Annotated in this window: 17 protein-coding genes and 5 pseudogenes; 7 read left to right on the forward strand and 15 right to left on the reverse strand. The window is 40.8% G+C overall.

What is annotated here, in order from left to right; translation table 11 throughout:
- Positions 1 to 1,613: 1,613 nt before the first annotated feature.
- From IPJ86_00005 to pdxH, 3 genes and pseudogenes are all read right to left on the reverse strand, one after another.
- A pseudogene (locus IPJ86_00005) lies at positions 1,614 to 2,296 on the reverse strand (SAM-dependent methyltransferase).
- Between the two features lie 165 nt (positions 2,297 to 2,461).
- The gene (locus IPJ86_00010; GenBank protein MBK7885737.1) at positions 2,462 to 3,373 is read right to left on the reverse strand and encodes a metallophosphoesterase; all 912 of its coding nucleotides are present in this window, start codon (positions 3,371 to 3,373) and stop codon (positions 2,462 to 2,464) included.
- A gap of 520 nt (positions 3,374 to 3,893) precedes the next feature.
- Positions 3,894 to 4,539 (reverse strand): annotated as a pseudogene (gene pdxH, locus IPJ86_00015) (pyridoxamine 5'-phosphate oxidase).
- A gap of 239 nt (positions 4,540 to 4,778) precedes the next feature.
- Here pdxH and IPJ86_00020 point away from each other — a divergent pair.
- The 3 genes from IPJ86_00020 to selD all read left to right on the forward strand — a co-directional run bounded on the left by IPJ86_00020 (position 4,779) and on the right by selD (position 7,782).
- Complete coding sequence (locus tag IPJ86_00020; protein MBK7885738.1) at positions 4,779 to 5,339, forward strand: YqgE/AlgH family protein; 561 nt, start codon at positions 4,779 to 4,781, stop codon at positions 5,337 to 5,339.
- A gap of 307 nt (positions 5,340 to 5,646) precedes the next feature.
- Positions 5,647 to 6,690, forward strand: a complete 1,044-nt coding sequence (mnmH, locus tag IPJ86_00025) for a tRNA 2-selenouridine(34) synthase MnmH (GenBank protein MBK7885739.1) — start codon at positions 5,647 to 5,649, stop codon at positions 6,688 to 6,690.
- 45 nt (positions 6,691 to 6,735) lie between these two features.
- Positions 6,736 to 7,782 carry a selenide, water dikinase SelD gene (gene selD / locus IPJ86_00030; GenBank protein ID MBK7885740.1) on the forward strand — a complete coding sequence of 349 codons (1,047 nt, stop codon included), beginning with the start codon at positions 6,736 to 6,738 and terminating at the stop codon, positions 7,780 to 7,782.
- A gap of 144 nt (positions 7,783 to 7,926) precedes the next feature.
- Here selD and IPJ86_00035 read toward each other — a convergent pair whose 3' ends face one another.
- The 5 genes and pseudogenes from IPJ86_00035 to IPJ86_00055 form a co-directional block, all read right to left on the reverse strand.
- The gene (locus IPJ86_00035; GenBank protein MBK7885741.1) at positions 7,927 to 9,165 is read right to left on the reverse strand and encodes an IS4 family transposase; all 1,239 of its coding nucleotides are present in this window, start codon (positions 9,163 to 9,165) and stop codon (positions 7,927 to 7,929) included.
- A gap of 353 nt (positions 9,166 to 9,518) precedes the next feature.
- Positions 9,519 to 10,735: pseudogene (locus IPJ86_00040) on the reverse strand (NAD(P)(+) transhydrogenase (Re/Si-specific) subunit beta).
- 31 nt (positions 10,736 to 10,766) lie between these two features.
- The gene (locus IPJ86_00045) at positions 10,767 to 11,072 is read right to left on the reverse strand and encodes an NAD(P) transhydrogenase subunit alpha (protein MBK7885742.1); all 306 of its coding nucleotides are present in this window, start codon (positions 11,070 to 11,072) and stop codon (positions 10,767 to 10,769) included.
- An 83-nt stretch (positions 11,073 to 11,155) separates the two neighbouring features.
- Positions 11,156 to 11,500, reverse strand: coding sequence for a four helix bundle protein (locus IPJ86_00050; GenBank protein MBK7885743.1), 345 nt, complete (start codon positions 11,498 to 11,500; stop codon positions 11,156 to 11,158).
- A gap of 193 nt (positions 11,501 to 11,693) precedes the next feature.
- A pseudogene (locus IPJ86_00055) lies at positions 11,694 to 12,798 on the reverse strand (Re/Si-specific NAD(P)(+) transhydrogenase subunit alpha).
- A 145-nt stretch (positions 12,799 to 12,943) separates the two neighbouring features.
- Between IPJ86_00055 and IPJ86_00060 the strand changes: the two are divergent.
- On the forward strand, positions 12,944 to 13,324 hold the full coding sequence (locus tag IPJ86_00060; GenBank protein MBK7885744.1) for a hypothetical protein: 381 nt from the start codon (positions 12,944 to 12,946) through the stop codon (positions 13,322 to 13,324).
- A gap of 4 nt (positions 13,325 to 13,328) precedes the next feature.
- Positions 13,329 to 14,096 carry an MBL fold metallo-hydrolase gene (locus IPJ86_00065; GenBank protein ID MBK7885745.1) on the forward strand — a complete coding sequence of 256 codons (768 nt, stop codon included), beginning with the start codon at positions 13,329 to 13,331 and terminating at the stop codon, positions 14,094 to 14,096.
- Between the two features lie 91 nt (positions 14,097 to 14,187).
- On the opposite strand, the pseudogene IPJ86_00070 reads toward IPJ86_00065, so the two are convergent.
- The 4 genes and pseudogenes from IPJ86_00070 to IPJ86_00085 all read right to left on the reverse strand — a co-directional run bounded on the left by IPJ86_00070 (position 14,188) and on the right by IPJ86_00085 (position 16,968).
- Positions 14,188 to 14,946 (reverse strand): annotated as a pseudogene (locus tag IPJ86_00070) (TIGR00266 family protein).
- A gap of 877 nt (positions 14,947 to 15,823) precedes the next feature.
- Positions 15,824 to 16,273 carry a DUF4139 domain-containing protein gene (locus IPJ86_00075; GenBank protein MBK7885746.1) on the reverse strand — a complete coding sequence of 150 codons (450 nt, stop codon included), beginning with the start codon at positions 16,271 to 16,273 and terminating at the stop codon, positions 15,824 to 15,826.
- Between the two features lie 127 nt (positions 16,274 to 16,400).
- Positions 16,401 to 16,724, reverse strand: coding sequence for a DUF4139 domain-containing protein (locus IPJ86_00080; GenBank protein MBK7885747.1), 324 nt, complete (start codon positions 16,722 to 16,724; stop codon positions 16,401 to 16,403).
- On the reverse strand, positions 16,708 to 16,968 hold the full coding sequence (locus tag IPJ86_00085) for a hypothetical protein (protein MBK7885748.1): 261 nt from the start codon (positions 16,966 to 16,968) through the stop codon (positions 16,708 to 16,710). Before IPJ86_00085 ends, IPJ86_00080 begins: the two co-directional genes overlap by 17 nt.
- Before the next feature lie 637 nt (positions 16,969 to 17,605).
- Between IPJ86_00085 and IPJ86_00090 the strand changes: the two genes are divergently transcribed.
- Positions 17,606 to 17,746 carry a hypothetical protein gene (locus IPJ86_00090; GenBank protein MBK7885749.1) on the forward strand — a complete coding sequence of 47 codons (141 nt, stop codon included), beginning with the start codon at positions 17,606 to 17,608 and terminating at the stop codon, positions 17,744 to 17,746.
- A complete protein-coding gene (locus IPJ86_00095; GenBank protein ID MBK7885750.1) occupies positions 17,743 to 18,003 on the forward strand; it encodes a hypothetical protein in 261 nt (86 codons plus the stop codon). Before IPJ86_00090 ends, IPJ86_00095 begins: the two co-directional genes overlap by 4 nt.
- A gap of 671 nt (positions 18,004 to 18,674) precedes the next feature.
- On the opposite strand, the gene IPJ86_00100 is transcribed toward IPJ86_00095, so the two are convergent.
- The 3 genes from IPJ86_00100 to IPJ86_00110 all read right to left on the reverse strand — a co-directional run bounded on the left by IPJ86_00100 (position 18,675) and on the right by IPJ86_00110 (position 20,188).
- Positions 18,675 to 18,749, reverse strand: coding sequence for a hypothetical protein (locus IPJ86_00100; GenBank protein MBK7885751.1), 75 nt, complete (start codon positions 18,747 to 18,749; stop codon positions 18,675 to 18,677).
- 193 nt (positions 18,750 to 18,942) lie between these two features.
- Positions 18,943 to 19,023 carry a sugar transferase gene (locus tag IPJ86_00105; GenBank protein MBK7885752.1) on the reverse strand — a complete coding sequence of 27 codons (81 nt, stop codon included), beginning with the start codon at positions 19,021 to 19,023 and terminating at the stop codon, positions 18,943 to 18,945.
- An 859-nt stretch (positions 19,024 to 19,882) separates the two neighbouring features.
- Entirely contained in the window at positions 19,883 to 20,188 is a 306-nt protein-coding gene (locus IPJ86_00110) for a hypothetical protein (GenBank protein ID MBK7885753.1), read from the reverse strand.
- Positions 20,189 to 21,270: the final 1,082 nt, after the last annotated feature.

A 21,270-nucleotide genomic window follows, 5' to 3' on the forward strand; every position in this document is an offset into this window, starting at 1 on the left:
CAATTCATTTGATGGACTTTATTATACCTGATTAATTACAAAGCCAATAATGATTCCGGAGTCGTGTTACAAAAAAATGTAATAATTACAACAGGTGCCCGCTTTTGATGGGCTTTACTGCGGTGCGTCATGGTAATGGAAGAGAGTGTTAGTTTACTGTTTAAAAAATGGGATGGAACAGGACAGACAGGAAATAACTTAACTTATTGCTATCTGATTAATCCAAATGGAATTGATACTTCCATTAATTCAAAGTATTGGTCCATTCTTTACCACAGGTGGTGGTCATTTGATTTCAAATTTGAATGGAAGCAAATTGGTTCATATTGATTGGAGAGGGATTGATACTTTTGTTTTAGCGTTCGATCGATGTACAGGATTATTATCTTTTCCTATTACGATTCAAGCGGAACGTAGCAGAAATCCATATCCGTATTATTTTTCCAGCCGCATTTTCTCCCGATGATAGCAAGTTATACGTGATGAGTATTGCTTATTTAAATCAACCCGGTCAAAATGATAAACTTGCAGTTTACGTTTGCTTTTTAGCAGTAGGATATTGCAAGCAAGCAAGTGATTGCGGTATTGCCAGAGTTATGAACTAGAGGAGCAGGTAATATGCGTTTAGCTCCTGATGATAAAATTTATGACATCGTCAGATGAAATCACTAAGTATTCCATACCCTGATTCATTATTCACTACCATCTTTTATCTCAGCGTCATAAATTATCCTGACTGCTAGGAGCTACTTGCGATTTTCAGCCATATAGTTTTACCTTGGTGGGGCAAGGACTTATTACGGTTTGCCTAATAACCCTGAATTATGAACTAGGCGCGTGGATTGGAAGTCCTTGATACATAACCGTAGGTGGTGAACATATAGTTCCAAATAATGAAGTCTTCTTCCAAGCACTGGTATAATCCCGATTGGAATATGATTCCCGTAAACGCCTCCAAACTTAAAGGGAGAACGGGGAGTTTGCGGTTGTTTGTTTGATATGGAAGGGAGGTTGGTGTACGAAGAAAATTGAGGTGATAGCGGGAGGGTATGTAACGGGAGAGATACCGATGAGTGCGGTGGCGAATGGGGTTTTTATCTGGTCAATTTAATTACTGATTCGGAAAGTGTTTCGTCTAAGTTAGTCAAATTTTGATTTGAAATTTGAAAGGTTGATTTAAAGATGGATGATCGCGAGAATTCGCGACGCAGAGTCGCAGGGAACTATCATAATAAATCATAATAATCATTAGCAATCTGCGGCCCATCAAAATAGTATTGAACATCCGGTTTTTCAAATTGAATCCGTAAATTCAAACCTCTGATTGCGACGTATGGCAATACTTTCTATTTTAAAATAATTCTATGACCGAATAATATTAATCATTTCGATGAATGCAATTGTCGTCTCCGAAGGATTTTTCCTTTTAACCACGGGATACAGAGCACTTGGAGCTACACGGAGATTTTACTATAATAACACTGATTATGTATATTCAAAACATTCATCATTCCGTATTCTAAGACTCATCAATTTTTATTCTAAAACATTCATCATCCCGAGGCTTCGGGACAACCACTCATTAATTCACTAATTCCTCCATGCTTATCCAATCAAAAACACAGGGTTTTATGTAGCTCAGTGGGGACTTTCCAGTCTTTAACTTTTAAAGTTCGGATGTGTTCATCGGGGGGTGGTGAGATCGGAGGCGAGGCAAATCCTGGTTTCACCGCTGAGATATTGAAGTAAATCGGCGAGGAGTTGGTTGTTGCGATAGGGCGTTTCTATGAAAACTGAGTTTCTTTCTTGCTTTTGCTGCTTCTTCCATGCGCTGAATTTTCTTCATGCGCTCCGCTTTATCAATCGGTAAATAGCCATGAAAGCAAAATTGTTGTCCGCTGAGTCCGGAGGCCATCAGAGCGAGTAGGAGAGGAAGGTCCTACCAAGGGCATGACTTTATATCCGTTTCGGTGGGCTTCGGCCACCACTCTGGCACCGGGATCAGCAACACCCGGACATCCCCGCCTCACTGAGTAATCCCATCGAAATACCTGACTTCATCGGCAAGAGCAGCTCAGCCATATCCTGATCGGGTTGATGTTTATCTAATTCCTGAATAACAAGCTCTGATTGAGGAATCGTAATGCTGCAGGTTTTCAAAGGCTCTTGCTGTCTTGCCATCTTCTACAATGAAATGTTGCAGACTACGAATGATGGTGAGCGTTCCTTCAGGTAAAAAATCTTGTACATGAACTCCACCCAATGAAGATGGTATCAGATATAGTTTTGAAATCATCCTGCAAAGGTATCTTTTGGAGAATAAAACCGTAGCGTTAAATCAAGATACTGATCACCAATTATTGATTACAACTTCAATGAACTAACCTTTATGCAATTCAAAGACGGTAATCTCCGGTAAAATCCTACCCGCCCGGGATAGCCCAGAATCCGAGTCCGCGGTTCACGTAGAGATGCTGATGTCCTTCAGTGTATAAGCCCGCCCATTCTTTGTACACATACTGCACCGGACTCCATTTGAAAAACGGCAATTCCACTCAAACTGAAAGCCATGGGTATGTCCGGCCAGCATCAGGTGAATATTTTTAAAATCCTTCAAGACTTCTCCTCTCCAGTGACTGGGATCATGAGAAAGCAAAATATTGAAATCGCTATAGTCGATATCCTTTGTCGCCAGGGGTAAACTCCCATACTTGGGAAAACGAAGATGCATACTGTAATTCTGCACACCAATCAGGGTTATTCGCTCTCCGTCTTTTTCAATGTGGCGATGTTCATCCATCAGGATATCCCATCCCATCTCCTTATGCCCTTTTATCAGCGTATTCAGGTTATCCACCTTTGCCTGATCTGAATCCCAGGCAACGTAGTCACCATAGTCGTGGTTACCCAGCGTAGAATAAATTCCCTGACGTGCTTTAAGTTTTGAGAGTGCAGGTTTATGTATATTCAGTTCCTCCGATTTATTATTCACCAGATCGCCCGTAAAAAGAATGATATCTGCTTGTTGTTCGTTGATAATTCTCACCGCCTCTTCGAGGGGAGAAGTGCTAACAAAACTACCCACGTGTAAGTCTGAAATTTGTACAATTTTATATCCCTGAAATGCTGCAGGGAGATGGGGCAACGTGAGTTTGATGTTCTTGACCTGATAATCATAGGCGCCACGCACCATTCCATAAATCAATGACATGAACGGTAAGGAGCCGAGCACTAATCCTGTTTTGATTAAAAAATCAGATCGTGTAATGGCATTGTCAGGTATCACACCCAAGGACTCACCGGCCTCTTTTGGCGAATTAAACATCTTCTCAAAAGCCCATCTTGCCCCTCTGAAGATATCATCTGTCAACAAAAAAGCAGAATAAAATTTTCGAGAACGTCAACACGAAAATAAAAGCACCGGAATAAGTCTTCAAAGCCTTTGGCCAAAGATCCCAATCGTAAATTCGACTAGCCAGCAAAACAACCACACAAAAGCAGTCATCGACCAGAAAGTAATGGTAGTTACTTTTGAAACATCTCCGAACTATTGCGCATAGCAAATTTGAATGCCTGAAAAACATAGAAATCTAATGCAACAAGGATAATTATAAAGATAAGAATTCTAATGGTCATAGTGATGGAACAAACTTATAGTGATATTGTTATTTTTCTAGCTGCCAGCTACCGGCTACCGGCTACCGGCTACCGGCTGCTTGCTTCTGTGCTGACAAATGGTGCAACTTTAAACTTTGAACCTTGAACCTTGAACTTTAAACCTTGAACTTAATCTCGTCAGCACAAGGCTTACGAGATCACATCGCCCGTGGTCACTTGGCGAGTGAAACCTTAAAATCAGACGATTCAGTTCGATTAATATTTAAATTAACATCCTAAGGTGCTAATCTAAACACCATCCAACCCGTCGGACTATCTTCATAGAGGAAGCGATCATGGAGGCGGTTGGGACGACCTTGCCAAAACTCGATACGATCAGGAAGGACTATGTATCCTCCCCAATGTGCAGGGCGGGGGATGTCTTTTCCCTCGTATTGTTTCTCTAATTGGGTTATATTTTCTTCTATCACTTCCCGATTCTTTATCACGGAACTTTGCGCAGAAGCCCATGCTCCGATCTGACTTTCTCTTGGGCGGCTGGCGAAGTAGGCATCACTTTCTTCCGGACTCACTTTCTCAATACGTCCTTCAATTCTAACCTGCCTTGCCTGTAAGGTCCAGAAGAAATTAAGGCTGACAAAGGGCGACTCCGCCATTTCCTTTCCCTTCCGGCTATCGTAATTGGTGTAAAAACGAACCTCGCTTATCTACTCCTTTCAATAGAACAATTCTGGAAGAAGGTCTGCCTTCATTTACCGTGCTAAGGTCCACCGCATTAGGTTCAGATACACCGGCTGCTATGGCTTCCTTCATCCAGGCTTCGAATTGATCTAAAGGGTTCTCCAGCAGGTGATTCTCACTTAAGATACCCTTATCGTATTGTATACGAGATCCTTGCAAATATTCGTTCAGATGCTGCATAGGGCTCAAAGTTAGGTGTAAAATCAACAAAATAAATTGTAAGGTTCATTATCAACATGATCCAATTTTATAGGGCTTTTGGATCTTTTTTTACAAACCGTTGGCGTTTGACTTCCGTATCAATGTAAGGCTGGCATACTTTTGGACTTTGCTACAGATAGTAAAAACTTGATTCAAATCCGACAGATTATAAGAAGGAGAGATCAGCAATGAGCGATAAACAATTAAAAAAAGAGGTTATGAAAAAGTTATCTAAACCGGTCCAGGGCAGCCTCCTTATCTCGGAGCCTTTTTTGGTCGACTCTTATTTTAAACGCGCAGTAGTATTACTCAGCGAACATGACGATAAAGGAACGCTGGGGTTCATTCTAAATAAACCAACAGATGTCACTTTAAACGAAGCGGTAGATGATTTCCCTGAGTTTCGAGTACCTCTCTATTTTGGAGGTCCCGTTGAACCCGATACCCTCTTCTATATCCATACAGTAGGTCACTTGCTGGAAGGATCAAAAGAAATATTGAATGGAATTTTCTGGGGAGGTGATTATGAACAATTGAAATTCTTAATCGACACCAAACAAATCCGTCCTAATCAAATAAGATTCTATGCCGGCTATTCGGGCTGGGAACCCAAACAACTGGACCATGAGTTAAAAGAAAAATCATGGCTGGTCTTTAAAGGAAGTAAACAATTCACCTTCGCCGATGATCCTCGCTCTTTATGGAGTCAGGTGCTCCGAAGTATGGGCAATGAATACGCCATACTCGCGAACTTTCCGGAGGATCCGAATCTGAATTAAAAAAATTTTTGAATTGGGTTAACGATAAAGGAGGGCCGGGGGGTTCTCCTTTTTTTTATAATGCTTTTCGTAAGGTGAAACTTTATCGAGGGGGGGATTACGAATGTACGAATGATTACGAAAATACGAAATACGAATTAACGAATACGCGAATTGACGAATGTACGAATTGACGAAATTACGAATTGACGAATGTACGAATTGGTTACAGAGAGCATCCGTGAAAATCCGTTCAATCTGTGTAGGCCTCCAGGACTCCGTGTTCCCCCTTGGGAGTTTTGTTATGACGAATGGTTAGTTTTGCAGTATGCAGGTGCAAGTACTACCGATAAATGATTTTTTGTTGCAAATGGGTTTGAAGAAACCATTGCTCCTTGATACCAGGAGTGAAAAGGAATTTGAAAAGGCTCATCTTCCGGGTGCTATTTCGTTGCCCTTGCTTAACAATGAACAACGGCATATTATCGGTACCGTGTATAAGAAAGAAGGGCGTCAGGCGGCAGTGCTGAAAGGCTTTGAATTGGTGGGTCCGGAGTTTCATGGGAAAATCAAGTTTGTTTTAAAAGAAGCAAAAGACAGACAGGTGTTTCTGTACTGTTGGAGAGGAGGAATGCGCAGTAATATCATGGCCTGGCTGTTAAAAATGGCAGGACTGAAAGTGGTCTTGCTTGAAGGTGGGTATAAGTCATTTCGACATTGGATCATTGAACAACTCAATCGACCATTGAAAATATTGATTCTCGGTGGGAAAACAGGAAGTGGAAAAACAGATCTCCTGAAAATGATGCGCAGTCGTGGTGAACAAACCATTGACCTGGAACAATTGGCATCTCACAAGGGCTCTGCTTTTGGCCTATTGGGCATGCCTCCTCAGCCCATGCAGGAACATTTTGAAAACTTATTGGGGATGGAGATGCATCTCATGAATGAAACAGAAATAGTATGGTTGGAGAACGAAAGTCGGGGCATCGGAAAACTGATTATCCCTAACACGTTGTTTGAAAGAATGCGATTAGCCAAAGTAGTAGAGCTGGAGGTGAGTCACCGTGAACGTATGGATAGAATTCTCAAAGAATACTGTATTTTTCCGAAAGAATCTCTGGCTGAACATACCCGCAGAATTGAACGTCGTCTCGGTGGTCAGCATATGAAAGCTGCATTGGCATTTCTGGAGGAAGATCAGATGGAGAAATGGCTGGAGATTATTTTAGGTTATTACGATAAAACCTATGCATTCAGCAATGAAAAACGTGATCAGAGTCAGATCCATTCCTTGTCGTTTAGCTGGAATGAAGTGGAGTCCGGTCTGAATAACATCATTCAATCTAAAAATAAATTCCAGGCCATTTGACTTTTTCACTACAATCTTAAAATTAAACCTTGAAAATAAATTGAAATGTCAGAAACAGTGAAGTTGACGCAGTTCAGTCACGGCTATGGTTGCGGATGTAAAATAGCTCCTGCAGTACTGGATGAAATTTTAAAAGGAAATGAAACAACTACCTCTTTTCCCGGATTGCTGGTGGGCAATGATAGTCGCGACGATGCAGCAGTTCTTGAAATAGGTAATGGTCTGGCTTTAGTCAGCACAACAGATTTCTTTATGCCTATTGTTGATGACCCCTTCGAATTCGGTCGCATTGCAGCAACCAATGCGATCTCTGATATCTATGCAATGGGAGGGAAGCCGAACCTGGCCATTGCTATTTTAGGCTGGCCGGTGGATAAACTTTCTCCGGAAATTGCCGGTCGTGTAGTGGCAGGAGGCAGATCAGTTTGTGAAGATGCAGGTATCCCTCTGGCAGGTGGACATAGTATTGATAGTCCGGAACCCATTTTTGGTTTAGCCGTGAACGGGATAGTACATACCGATAAATTACTCCGTAACGATACAGCACAACAGGGAGACATCCTTTTCCTCACCAAACCATTGGGAGTAGGTATCATCACCACTGCGGAAAAGATGGGGAAGGCCGGTGCAGCCGATGTAAAAGCTGCCATAAGGTCCATGACAACATTGAACAGAATAGGAGAGCGTCTGGGCGAGATTACGGGGGTGCATGCCGTTACAGATGTCACCGGTTTCGGGTTATTCGGACACTTGCTGGAGATGGCCAGAGGAAGCGGACTAGCAGCGGAACTTAACATTAAAGCCATTCCTGAAATTCCGGGACTGGATATTTATATGGATCAATTTACCATACCTGCTATCACCTACAGAAACTGGAACAGTTACGGACATCTCATTCAAGAAATCGGTGCCCGGGAATTGCATCTCGGCTGCGACCCTCAAACCAGCGGTGGATTACTCATTGCTATCGCAGAAAGTCAGGTCGATGAATTGATAAGACTGATGAAAGAATATAAAATTCCAGAGACCTGTATGCAGCCCATTGGAAGAATGATCACCCAATCCGGTGAAAAGTGGGTAGAGATTGTGTAATTCAATTTTCTCGCAAATCGTCCTTTGGTACCTTTCGCATTTCGACCTCTACTTCATAAACTTCCTTCGAAGACTATACTATTTTCAATGCATTAAAAAATTTTAGCGAACCTGCCTGCCGGCAGCTACTGTTTGGACACATCTTTAAGTGTAATTTGAAGCCAATTTCCATCCTTCATAAATATTCTCAAATTTTTCTACGCCTTTTAGTAATATAATTGGGCCTGGTGGTCTTTGATTTGGATTTCCTTTCCAACCACCCAATCTTCCTATTATCCATGATGCCCATGCTAGTACTTTAGGAGAATATGGGTTTGTTGTGGCTTCAGTTACTTTTAATTTTTGCTCGATTTTTTCCAAGCATTCTATTTCTTTCTCGTCGAAGACGTTTGTTATGGGCTGGCTTTTTTCCACTCCATATGCAAGGTAGAGTTGCATCACTTTTAGTGCAGCTGCCAACACCAACAGATAGAGTTTTCTAATACCCCATCCATTTTTAAGTTGGGTTTGCTCTATTTTAAATCCTTGCTTCTTAGTCAATCGAAACAACTGTTCAATATACCATCTTTGTTTATAACGTTCAATGATTTTCTCTGCATCTTCACCTGTTCGTACTTCAATTGTAGTGAGAATTCGCCAGTGTATCGGATCCTTTATTTTTACATTACTTTTTTCCTGAACATTTACTACAAATAACTCTTTTGACTTTGGTAATTCCTTGTTAATATATTTCCCATGTGGTCGTTCTAACTCTACTTTGCATACTTTAATTTCGGCTTGTGCTATCCTTGCAATCTTTTGTTTTCTTAAATCTTTAATTATCGGAATGGATAATTGACCGAGCGACTTTGACTTTTTAATGGTTTCATCCATTGAACTTCCATCTGCAAGTTTCCTGTCACTTCTGCTTCTAATTATTAAATCAGTCCGGTCATCCGGCACAGTGCAAAACTGATCATAAATGTCACCTTCACGATCTTCTATTATCGTGATTGTTGCTGCTTCTGATAATATAGCTTTTGAGCTTTCACTCGCTTTTATCCACTTATAGGACTCCTTTTCTTCAATGGGTTGTTGCTTATAAATCCGTGTTGTATTGTTTGACTTATCTTCTTTTCGATGCCATAATTGTACATCGGAATAGCCCAACAAATCTTCAGTTTGGGCATCAAGTACCAAGCTAATATGAGTTAAAAAGCCTAACCCCATTTTGTTGCCAACTAATCCTAAACCGCTATCTTCTTCTATGCTTTCCTTTAGATGCCCTAAACCATAAGAACTACTATCTTGAATTACTAATACATCTTTTCCTTGAACATTTCTTTTACATCGTTTCGTTAGAGAACTGATGAGCTCTGCCTCACTAACGTTTTCATTATCCAAAAACCTGTAAAACCCTTTTTTGATCAGCTTCAGTTAACGTGCTACCGTGAACAGAACTTGTTCGAGAAATTACTAAGGCTGAAACAACCTTTCTTGCCCTGTCTTCTAACCTTTTATCGCTCAGTTCGCCTTCGAAATCAATTATATAATTTGGTTTCTTCATAAGGCTAATTTAATACATTTGTGTCCAAACAGTAGCTGCCGGCAGGCAGGCGCAGATGACGCTGATTTTTTAGGATTTTCGCGGATTAGATTCGTAAGTCTAAACAGTATTCGGATCCTTTCGTACTTGCATGCCGGCAGGCAGGTTTCACCATTCAACGAATAAAAAAATATATATTCAGTACAACACTTTACAACGACTTCAATTCTGTCACCAATTTCGTCAATACATCCTTTGCATCTCCAAAGAGCATGCTGGTTTTTGGATTGAAGAACAACTCATTTTCAATACCGGCATACCCTGCACTCATTGAGCGCTTGTTGACGATGATATGCGCCGCATTTTCAACATCCAGAATAGGCATTCCGTAAATAGGAGAGGCGGGGTCATTGTGAGCAGCCGGATTTACAACATCGTTCGCACCAACTACTAAAACGACATCTGTAGAGCTGAACTCAGGGTTGATATCTTCCATCTCCACCAGCTTATCATAGGATACATTCGACTCCGCCAGCAATACGTTCATATGTCCCGGCATACGTCCTGCCACCGGATGAATGGCGTATTTCACACTTACACCGCGTTCTTCCAGTATCATCTCCAGTTCATGAATCACGTGTTGCGCCTGGGCCACCGCCAGACCATATCCCGGAACAATAACCACTTTCTTCGAATAGTTCAAAAAATCACATTACTCAACGGACGATTCATCGCCTTACACATGATGAGCGTAAGTAATGTACCCGCCGATCCAACAAGTATTCCGCCGGTCAACATGATTTTGTTGTCGTATAAAAAGCCACCAAAGGCTGCCGCCAGACCTGTAAATGAATTTAGCAATGATATCACTACAGGCATATCCGCACCACCAATCGGAATAGTGAATAAAATACCGTAGATCAGCGCAGCAAAGAAGAGCGCATACAAAATAGTCATGTTATTAGGAGAAGCATACACCACCCAGGCACCAAAAGCCACTACTGAAATCATGACAACCGTATTCAGAATATTGTATTGTGGCAACCGCAATGGCTTTTTCATAGTCCCATTGAGTTTCAGATAAGCAATCACTGAACCACTGAATGAAACTGAACGCATGGACACCAACTCCGGCATCTTTGTCATCTGTACACGCTTAGCTGTTAACCATCCAACTACGGTACCCAGACCAATAGCTCCGAAAATGAGGCCATACACCATACCGGGAACAACAAAGGAAGTATCCACCACGCCCATATGGTCATGTTTTTCAAAAAGAAAAATTGTACCAAGTATGGCCAGGATCATTCCACCGGCTGCAATAAGATTTCCCTTACGGGCTGTTTTGGGATTACCCATCATTTTCAGTCCCAGAATAAAGGTGACTGATCCAATGAGGTAAGAAATTTCGAGCAGGGAGCTCTTCATATAATCTGTTTATTTAATCGTTCGAAATGAATTATTTTTTCTTAAACATCTCCAGCATACGGTCTGTTACCACAAATCCGCCCACTACATTTAAGGTACCAAGCAATACGGCTAAGAAGCCAAGAATCAAGGCAGCGATATTTGTCGCGTCCACATTCAGCATCACGTAGATGGCTCCAACAATTACGACTCCATGTATAGCATTTGCACCGCTCATCAATGGCGTATGCAAAACCGTTGGAACACCTCCGATCACTTCAACACCTACGAAAACGGAGAGGACAACGAAGTAGATCATTTCACGGTGTTCTGAGATAAGATTTAATATATTTTCCATAAAAGAATTGATGAATTAATGAGTTATTGTATTGATGAATGCTTTTTTTAATGAATGTTTAATGTGAATGCTCTATGGGTAGATCAATTAATATATCTGGATTTATAAGTGCTTTTGGAGCGTGCCAGAATTGAGGTTAACTCCGAAGTTTCTTTTAATAGGAGAGTCCGTGCTTGATCTGATGAAAGGTCTGTGTCTTTTATGAGTTCCAGCCATAGGTTGGTTTCATCTATTTCTTCTACCACGATACAAAGCTTAGCATAAAACTCATTGTTTGACCTTGCCCTGCAAACAGAACGATAATTTGCAGCTACTGAAGTGGCAGAACGTATCATTTGTTTTTTAATAATATATGACTCATCACTGTTATTAATAATCCTACTGAATTTTATGACTTCAGTTGCCATTTTCTGCGTTCGCATCAACATCTGTTTAGCGAAATCTACTTTGTCTGTTACTTGCTTCATAGTTAAAGTTATTTATATAAAATATTTTTATTTTCATCATTCAACTTCCAAAAAAACTTCCCCTCATAATCCTTCCTCCCTCTTCAAACACTCACCCCTTCCTTATTAAACATTCATCAATTCAACAATTCAACAATTCATTAATTTTTTTATTTCAAACGACTAACCCCATCGTATACAACTGGGCTCCTTTCGTAATTTCTTCTTCCATCTCCCATTTGAATCCATCCTTAGTGGCTAGGTGCAAGAGGAAGGTTTGTACATTCTTGGCATAGAGGTCGCTGGCATTCAGGGGCAGGAGGGAAGGGATATTCGCTTCCCCCGATGATGGTTACACCATGCTTCACTACTGTTTGATTGAGTTCACTCAGCACGCAATTTCCGCCTTGTTCAACCGCCATATCAACAATCACAGACCCGAATCGCATCTTTTTCACCATCTCCTCTGTGACTAATACCGGAGCTTTTCTTCCGGGAATTAAAGCTGTTGTGATGACCAGGTCGGCTTCGGCAACATGTTTTGAAACCAATTCCTGTTGCTGTTTTAGAAAATCTTCAGAGACACCCTTCACATAACCACCTTCAATTTTAATGGATGCATCTCCTTTCACTGTGATGAACTTGCCCCCCAGGGATTCTACTTGTTCTTTCGTCTCCGGGCGAATATCTGTTACTTCTACAATAGCTCCCAAACGTTTCGCCGTCGCAATGGCTTGTAATCCCGCCACACCGGCACCAAAAATGACGACTTTAGAAGGCTTAATGGTCCCTGCAGCAGTCATTAATAGCGGAAATATTTTACCAAGTGCATTGGCACCCATGATCACGCTTTTATAACCTGCCAGATTTGCTTGTGAACTCAGAGCATCCATTTTCTGAGCTCTGGATATACGCGGAATGGCGTCCATTGAAAAAGCATTTATACCTTGTTTCACACAGGCGTCCACGAATTCAGGATTAGTAGCCGCCCACATAAATGAAATTAAGCTCGCGCTCTTTTTCATTAATCCGATTTCAGCAGCAGTAGGTGCATTCACCTTTAAAACGACATCTGATCGGTTATAAATAGCAGCGGCATCCCCTTCCAGGTTTGCACCGGCTGCGATGTATTGATCATCAGCGTAATAAGATTTTAATCCGGCTCCGGCTTGTACAGATACCGGAAACCGGCTTTTGACTAATTGTCCGCAGACATCCGGTGTAATGGCAACGCGACATTCGCGCTCTTTGGTTTCAGTAGGGAATTCCCAACAACATATGAAAGAATTTCTGGTTTTCAGCGATAGTGTGTTTCGCAGGGCAAAGGAATATAAAAATCCGGCATGAAGGGTGTTAAATTCAAAACAGATCTTGTTAATAAGATGAACTCACACATTTTTGCTTTGAGCGGAAAAATCACGACTTTTGGGAATTATACGTTATGGCAAAATTCACACCCGCATATTTAAAAAACTGGAAGACCTATTGGAGCAGTCGGGGTATGATGTTCGCTACGAAAAGGGCAACTTCAAATCAAATTATTGTATCCTTGAAGCAAAGAAAGTAGTGGTAATCAACAAGTTCTCTGTTTTAGAAAGCCGGATTCAGTCTCTGCTTGAAATCATTCAAACTTTAGTGGCGAATCAGGTCATACAGGCGGATTTGCGTACAATTGGATTAAAGAACCCGATTCATACCAATGAACTTGCTTTTGAAGAACCGACAAGCACCGCTGAAAATTTGATTGCTGTTGACAAGGAGGAACTATCAGAGAATTCACCGGAAACAGAATCATCTAACCTCTAATACCTTGCTTAAAATTACATTTCTAGGTACCGGAACCTCTCAGGGTGTTCCTGTTATTGCCTGTGAATGTGAAGTATGCAGGAGTGGAGATGAAAAAGATAAACGGCTGAGGACTTCTATTTTAGTTGAAAATGAGGATACTACTGTTGTTATTGATTCCGGCCCGGATTTCCGACAACAATTATTAAGAGCAGGTGTCAAAAAGCTGGATGGATTATTATTTACCCATGAACACAAGGATCATATTGCGGGGATGGATGATATCCGTGCATTCAACTATGTCTGCAATAAACCGGTTGATATCTACGCCACAGACAGGGTACAACATGCTATCAAACGAGAGTTCCACTATGCTTTTGACGCTATAAAATATCCCGGCGTACCAGAGCTCAACTTACATACCATTGACCTGAATCCCTTCAAAATAGGGAGTATCGAATTCACTCCGATTCTTGTTAAACATTATTTATTGGATGTACTTGGTTTTCGGATCGGGAACTTTACCTATATCACCGATGCCAAAACAATTCCCGAGGATCAACATAGCAAAATCTACGGTTCAGAAGTCCTTGTTTTGAATGCGCTTCGACGTGAACCTCACGTATCGCATTTTACATTGGAGGAAGCATTAAAAATGATGCAGCATTTTCAACCCAAGCTTGGCCTACTGACACATCTGAGTCATCAAATGGGTTTGCATGACCAAATTGAAAATGATTTACCGGCAGATGTGCGTATTGCTTTTGATGGAATGGTTTTAAATTTTAATTGAACCATTCTTTCATTTCGGTTCTTTCAATTTCAAGAAATGAAATAGAGGATGGATTATTTTAATTATTCAGTACTCCAACCTTATCAAATTGCTATTCCTTTCCACTGATAATTCCACCCAACAGTCCGCCTAACCCTCTTGATTCCTCTCGTCCACCACCCACACGCGAAGCAGCCACAATTCGATCAGCCATTCGCGAAAACGGCACACTCTGAAGATAAATCAAACCCGGACCGGTCACCAGTGCATAAAACAAACCTTCACCACCGAACAAGGAGTTTTTAAAACCACCAATAAATTTAATATCATACTGTACACTTGTTTCAAATGCCACTAAACATCCGGTATCTACACGCAATTGTTCTCCGGGAGCTAATTGCCTTTTCAGAATCGTTCCACCCGCATGAATAAAAGTATTTCCATCACCTGATAATTCCTGAAGAATAAATCCTTCCCCTCCAAAAAAGTCCGGCGCCAATTCTTTTCGTAAAAGCTATATTTATTTCGATACCCTGCGCCGCACATAAGAACCCATCCTTCTGGCATAGAAATTTCCCTCCAAATTGAGCAGGGTTGATCGTTATAATCTTTCCCGGATAAGGAGCCGCAAAAGCCATCTTCCTCTTCTGATTACCATTATTCGTAAATGACGTAATGAAAAACTCTCACCGGTGATCATCCGCTTCAACCCTTTAAATATTCCTCCACCCGTCGAAGTCTGCATTTCAATATCCTGTTCCATATACAACATAGCACCCGCTTCCGCCCTTACTCCTTCACCGGGATCCATTTCAACTTCTACTACTTGTATGTCATCTCCAATAATCTGATAATCTATTTCGTGTGCCATTGGGAAAGTTTAATGTTTAATGTTTAATGTTTAATGTTTAATGTTTAATGTTTAATGTTTAATGTTTAATGTTTAATGTTTAATGTTTTCACTCGCCACGTGACCACGGGCGATGTGATCCCGTCTCCCGATAGCTATCGGGATTGTGCAGACTGGAAAGGTTTAAGGGTCCCATGAAGCGTATCGCTTTTCGCGATTCTGCTTCATGGTTCAAGGCTTAAGGTTTAAAGTTCAAGGTTCAAGGTTTTAAGTTTGAAGATTAAGGTTTGGTTTGAAGTTGCCACCACGGCGAAGTGATCCTCCCAGCGAGTGTTGCGAGCGTTCCCCAAGTCTCGTCAGATTCAAATCGTCGCAGACGAGATGAGTAATGACGAGACGATCCAATACAAACGAAGAAGAAATTTAATCTTCCCCGAAATTTGTAATACATCCCAAAATTAATTAATTTAGAGGCATGCGTAAACTAAAAATAATCTTAAGTTTAATAACCATTATTATAGTCTCAGATTCTCTGTATAGTCAGAGTTTGCGTCAGGATAGCTTATTTGTCCCCGATCAGCTTCGGCAATACCAGTTTCAGTTAGAGGAACCGGTGCAATCTATTGAAAAACTGCGCTATGAAAAAGTGAAGAACCCATAAAAGGAACTTTGTCGCCGGATGGAAAAAGGGTGATTATGGAAAATTATAAAAAGGACAACGGGTGAAATTAGATGCCATTTATCCGGATGGGCGAAGAGTAGAAGTCAGTAAGAGCCCTTGCTTCATTGATCCGGTCTCGTATGAATTATAAAAGGACGACCTGTTGAGAGTCGCCCTTTTAGTTTAAATTTATTTAAGTGTTTTACAAACCCAATATTTGTTTATCCTTAGGATATTTCACCTTAAAGACAGTCGCTTTTTTGCTGTTTCACCTGCAGGAATCTGCAATTTCCATTTGACTTCTCCGGTTTCGGTATTGTGTTCCCCACCACTCAACTCTTCCACTTTCACTTCAATATCTTTTTGCATGGTGAGCGGAATTTGATCATAAAGCAGGATACTGATCGCCTCTTTTTTTCCATTTTTTATACTGATATCATAAGAAAGAGAGCGTTCCTTATTTCCACCAAATAATTTAGAGCCACTCAAATCCTTTAACTTCTCACGTTTAACCACGATTCGTTTATCGCGACCCAATGAAATTTCTAGTGTATCATTGGTTTCTGCAGGATTGACAAATGACTCTCCAACATAAGCTCCGTCAAAGTAAATATTGGCTCCTCCGGCGGTCAGACTTAATTCTTCCCATCCGGTGATGCGTGCAGTTAAAAATGCATCTGCATCCAACTTTGGAAGGACAATCTAATTGTAGTCCGCTTTTAATGAATGCTTTTGAATTTCTACCTGATAATCCTGGCCATCAGAAGGGATAGAGTAGGGCTGTTGAATCTCAAAGCTGGAAGAAAGTTGATTTTCACTCATAATAACGGAAACATTCTTCATATCCTGCTGATCCTGTTCCATGGAGCATTACTGCACCTTCAGCAACAGCAGGTGCAGAAGGCATATCCATTCGTTTTGATTTCTCCTGAACAGAATACATTGGACGAGGTTGGTAAAAGTTGAGATACCATGGATTTAAAAAGGGGCGCTCGCTTCCTATTGCAGGATTCCCTGTGCTTAAACTTAACCGTACCTGATTCCAATCCTCACCTGAACTTTGATTTACTTTCGCTTTGTAGACCAGTTCAACAGGACTGTTTACATCTTTAACTTTAATGTCATAAATGCATACCAGGTGACATTGGAGTTAATGACATAACTGAAATCAAAGAAGACATGGTTCGCGAACGTGCATCTACCTTCACAATAATATTTCCGGTGGGCTGCTGCTGCTCTGACGAAGCACATTCAGTTGTTGCTGTATTTTTCCCGATCTGTTCGTTCAGCTTCTTTTCTTTAAGTTGAGTCATCAGCTGATCTTCCTTTAATTCGCCCATCTTCTTAATGAAGTAATCAACTACCGGCTCCAGTTCATCCACGAGTACCCGTTGTTAGCACCTCAATTGATTTATTCGCCTGGAGAAGGGCTTGCGTTTGGACAGGACAACGATTTTATTTTTACCTGTTGCAGTCGAAGACTTAATGAATCAGGTCTTGTTCAAGAAATGAAATTTCCTTGGATTTTTCTTTTCTACAGAATAATTTTGCTGAAACTGAGCACCAGAATAGTGGCATCCCCGGTTACTTTTAAGCTAGCACTTTCGGATTTATATACGGTGGAAGTCCGTCGAGGGGACGACTTCACGGAATCCGGGATTCAGGGTTGCTTTGGCTGTTCTGGTGACCGTGCACCATTTGAAAGATTTTTACCTTCCTTGATTTCTGAAGTGCCCACCCATACAGGATCCTGAGCTTTTACACAGACATGGCAGCAACAGCGTTGCGGGCATGAAACGAATGATGATCTTCATATTGTTGACGAAATTAATTGTTTAACAGTAGGGCGGAAAATTATTAAAAATTCCGTAATGATTGGATTGTTTTAATCTGTTCTTCATGCTAAATCTTTCCAATGTTCAATTTGAGCAATACTTTCAAGATGATTCTGCTTAAATTACACTATTTTTTTGTGAGATGTTTTTACGCAGACTTACCCTATTCAATTTTAAAATTACGATGGGGGCGAATTTAGTTTCAGCAGAAGGAGCCCAATGGTTTACCGGTCAAAACGGCAGCGGTAAGACCAATATCCTCGATGCGATCCATTATCTCTGTTTGTGCAAAGAGCTATTTCAATTCGGAGATGCCTTTCCATGAAGCATCTTCAATCGTTCTTCCAATCAACGGAACGCAGATTAGGCGGAAAAACGAAAGAAATATTGGTGCTGGTCAAAACAGACAAAAAAAGAGCATTAAAAGGAATCAAAAGGAGTATTCCCGACTGGGAGAACATGTTGGATTATTACCTTTGGTTATGGGCGCAGTTGACGGAGCTCATCAGTAGGGGAAGTGAAGAGAGAAAATTAATGGACAGTATTATTGCCAATATAATCATCCATATCTGGATGATCTGATGTGGCTTACAATCATTCGTGCACAACAACAGAATGCTGCCCTTCTCAAGCAAACTGCAAGGGAGGCTTTAACTGATGCCTCTCTTTGTAAGTCTGGGATAAAGAACTGGCAGTGTGTGGTGAAAAAATTTATCTTGTCAGGGAAAGATTTTGTGGAGCATTTTCACCCTTATTTCAGGGAATCCTATGCCTACCAACAATAGCGAAGAAGCAGGATTGAAATAATTTGTAGTCTTGAACATGAAAATCTTCAATCCCAATTAAACAAAACGCTAAAAAGATCTAATTCTACAATATACTACTGCAGGAATTCATAAGGATGATCTGACACTCACTTTAAATGGTCATCCTGCAAAACGTATCGGATCTCAGGGACAGCAAAATCAGTTATCCTTGCCTTAAAACTTGCACAATTCAAAGTCATTAAAAGAAACGGCGTGGGTTAAAACCTATACTCCTGCTGGATGATATTTTTGACAAGTTAGATTTAAACAGGATTACCCGACTCCTTGGGAATTGGTCAGTAAAGAAACCTTCGGACAACTCTTCATCACAGATACCGAAGATCATGTAAGAAAAGTCTTTCAGACCATAGGTGTCCCACTCCACCACCTTTCCTGTAATAAATAAGCCTGTGTAATTCATTTGATCAACGGATTGACACCACTATGCTAACAAAGACGTTTGATGGTATAAAACAATATTTTAAAATCCAGAGACAAGGACATATTTTCAATATAAATGATGTCATACTTTAAGCGTTAGATCATTTCCTCCACATTCTGCATATCCATACTTGCTTACTTACAACACATAATTCCCGGACGTACTTTATACAAATAAGCGTGATGGCAAGCGCTCTCTGCATAATCTGATCCTATAAAATACTGCCGTTCGGACGAGGGCCAACCAATGAAGCATATCTCTCCGATTAAAACGTTATAAAACTGGCAGGATTTCATCCAAACGAATCGCTCTCATAAATTTTCCAAAAGGAGTAATTCGGCTATCATTATACACTGGAAAGCATCAGCGCACCCTTTTCAGCACCCAAAACATCGATCGAAACTTATAAATGGAAAAAGGATTTCCATGCGGTCGAATTCTCTAGACAAAAGAAAATGGGGCTCGTGACGTCCTTTAATAATGATTGCTGTTGTTATATAAACCGGACTGAGCAGGACCCGGGGGAAAAACAAAAGAACTACAATATCAATAATTCTCTTCAAAGATTGTTGTAAACCGGCATCAAGAAGGATTAATAATAATCAATGGCGACCCGAAAATCGAAGAGTCATTTTCACAGTTCCTGCAAGAATATCATACATGTCAGGAATGATTTTGATTACTAACATCTTTATCTTCCAGTTCATTGATAATTCTTCCTATAAACTCGTGTTCCGAGGACTCAATGGCAATAATAATTTCTTCGATTTTATGCTCATCAATCAATCGTGTTAAATCTTCCAATCCCACCCAAATAGGGCAATAAACTGCCCGAAATACTTTCCCGTTATTATGATCAACATGGACCGAAAGCCAATAAACTTATAACCCTGACTTAAAACTTCGGTTTCGTACTCATTAAATAGGTTCACGGCCGTTGACTGCTTCCAATTATCGGAAGTAGGAAGCCAATTTTCTATATCTTAATTCTTCGGGCAGTATGGGGTGGTTATCAGAAATCGCACAAAGCAGTTATCCCGAAATGCAGAAAAAACAGAACGAAAAATGCTGTAATAGCTTTTATAGGAAACGATGGCATCATCAAGCAGGAGGGAGAAAAAAAAATAATAATTGCTCCAATATGAGGAGACATACATGGTCAGAGCCAAATTCCTGTAGTCTTGATTTCAGGTAGATATCATTGTAGAAGTTCCTACCGAGAAGGCATAAATGGCCACCCAGGCCCAATCGGTAAAACAGTAATCCCCAGATAAAAATTTTTATCCGGAACAAAAGGAACGACTTCCATACAAAGCAGCCTCCAATTCCTGCTTTTTCCGAAGTAAATACAAAAATAGCCCACCCGAACATAGCCGATAAAAGATCCGCTATCACATACTTGATAAATTTGACGCGGTTTGTTCATTAATTCAAAATCCAGCTTTAAATTATCAACGTAAACGGTACCTTCTGTCAATCCTCCTTTAGCGCTACGCGAAAATAAATCTTGAACTTCCACTTTTGTCGAATTCGCGCGTTTACATAGGGGCCTAAACGAATATAAATTTTGTTCCAGTCGGTTTTGTATTCAGGCAGATGATCAGGTTTTGTTTTTCACCGGAGAACGTGGTACCAAAAGCCCATAATAAAGGCTGTATTGCAGCGATAATCCATTCTAAATAAACATCCTTTCGGGTATAAGTTGATAGCCATCACCAACGGTCCGGCATTCTACTCAAAATTGCCGCGGTCGTCACCTGCATTTTCGAACTTCGCCGACCTTCAAAACATCAGCAGAATCGGGTAAGATGTTTGCCAGGCTAATTCCTGTTGTATCCAGACTGATACCACCACCGCTGGTATCCTTTCCAAAATCTTCAGACCAGGTATGCCTTAGGCAGGAAGTAGGCTGATTGTATCCAGATCCACTTACCTGACCAGGAATAAGGTCAACATCTGTTTCAAAAATCGATATAAAGGATAAAGTTCATTCGTGAGGCGATACCATTTGCTTCAATTCCCGCAGCGAAACTAATTTTTTTCTTACCACTTTTAAAATCGGAAAACGAGCCGGTAATTCATGGGTCCACCACCAAGCACCATCTGCAAATACCCATACATCAGTGATCTTACCTGAGGCTGATCCACAAGGTCGGATAATTTGAAGTTGTTTTAAATCCCTTTACTTCGATATGGGCGGGGAATTTCTTCATCAGGATTGATCAGATTGCATGAAGCAAGGCAAAGTAAAATGGCTGAAACATAATACGAAAATCACTTGAATTACCTTCTTTGTCTTCTTCAATTCAGCTTAGTACTATGAAACAATAGGGAGGAGTAATTTCAATTTATCAATGACCTGATAGGCCACATTCAAAGCGGCGTACCCACGTCATCAATAGAAACTTTGGGTGTTTATCACCTCTACAATGGCTTCGGCAAAAGATCTTAACTCCTCCCGGATTGCGTTGGAATCTTCGACACCCGGGATTCTCAAAATATATTTGCTTTACCGGCTTTCCATCACCCATTTCAAGAAGAACAGCTGAAGTGGATCAGGATCCTCTCTACTTCTTTCAGGAAAGAACGACTTCAGTGCTA

This window comes from Bacteroidota bacterium (assembly GCA_016713925.1).
Taxonomy (GTDB): domain Bacteria; phylum Bacteroidota; class Bacteroidia; order AKYH767-A; family OLB10; genus JAJTFW01.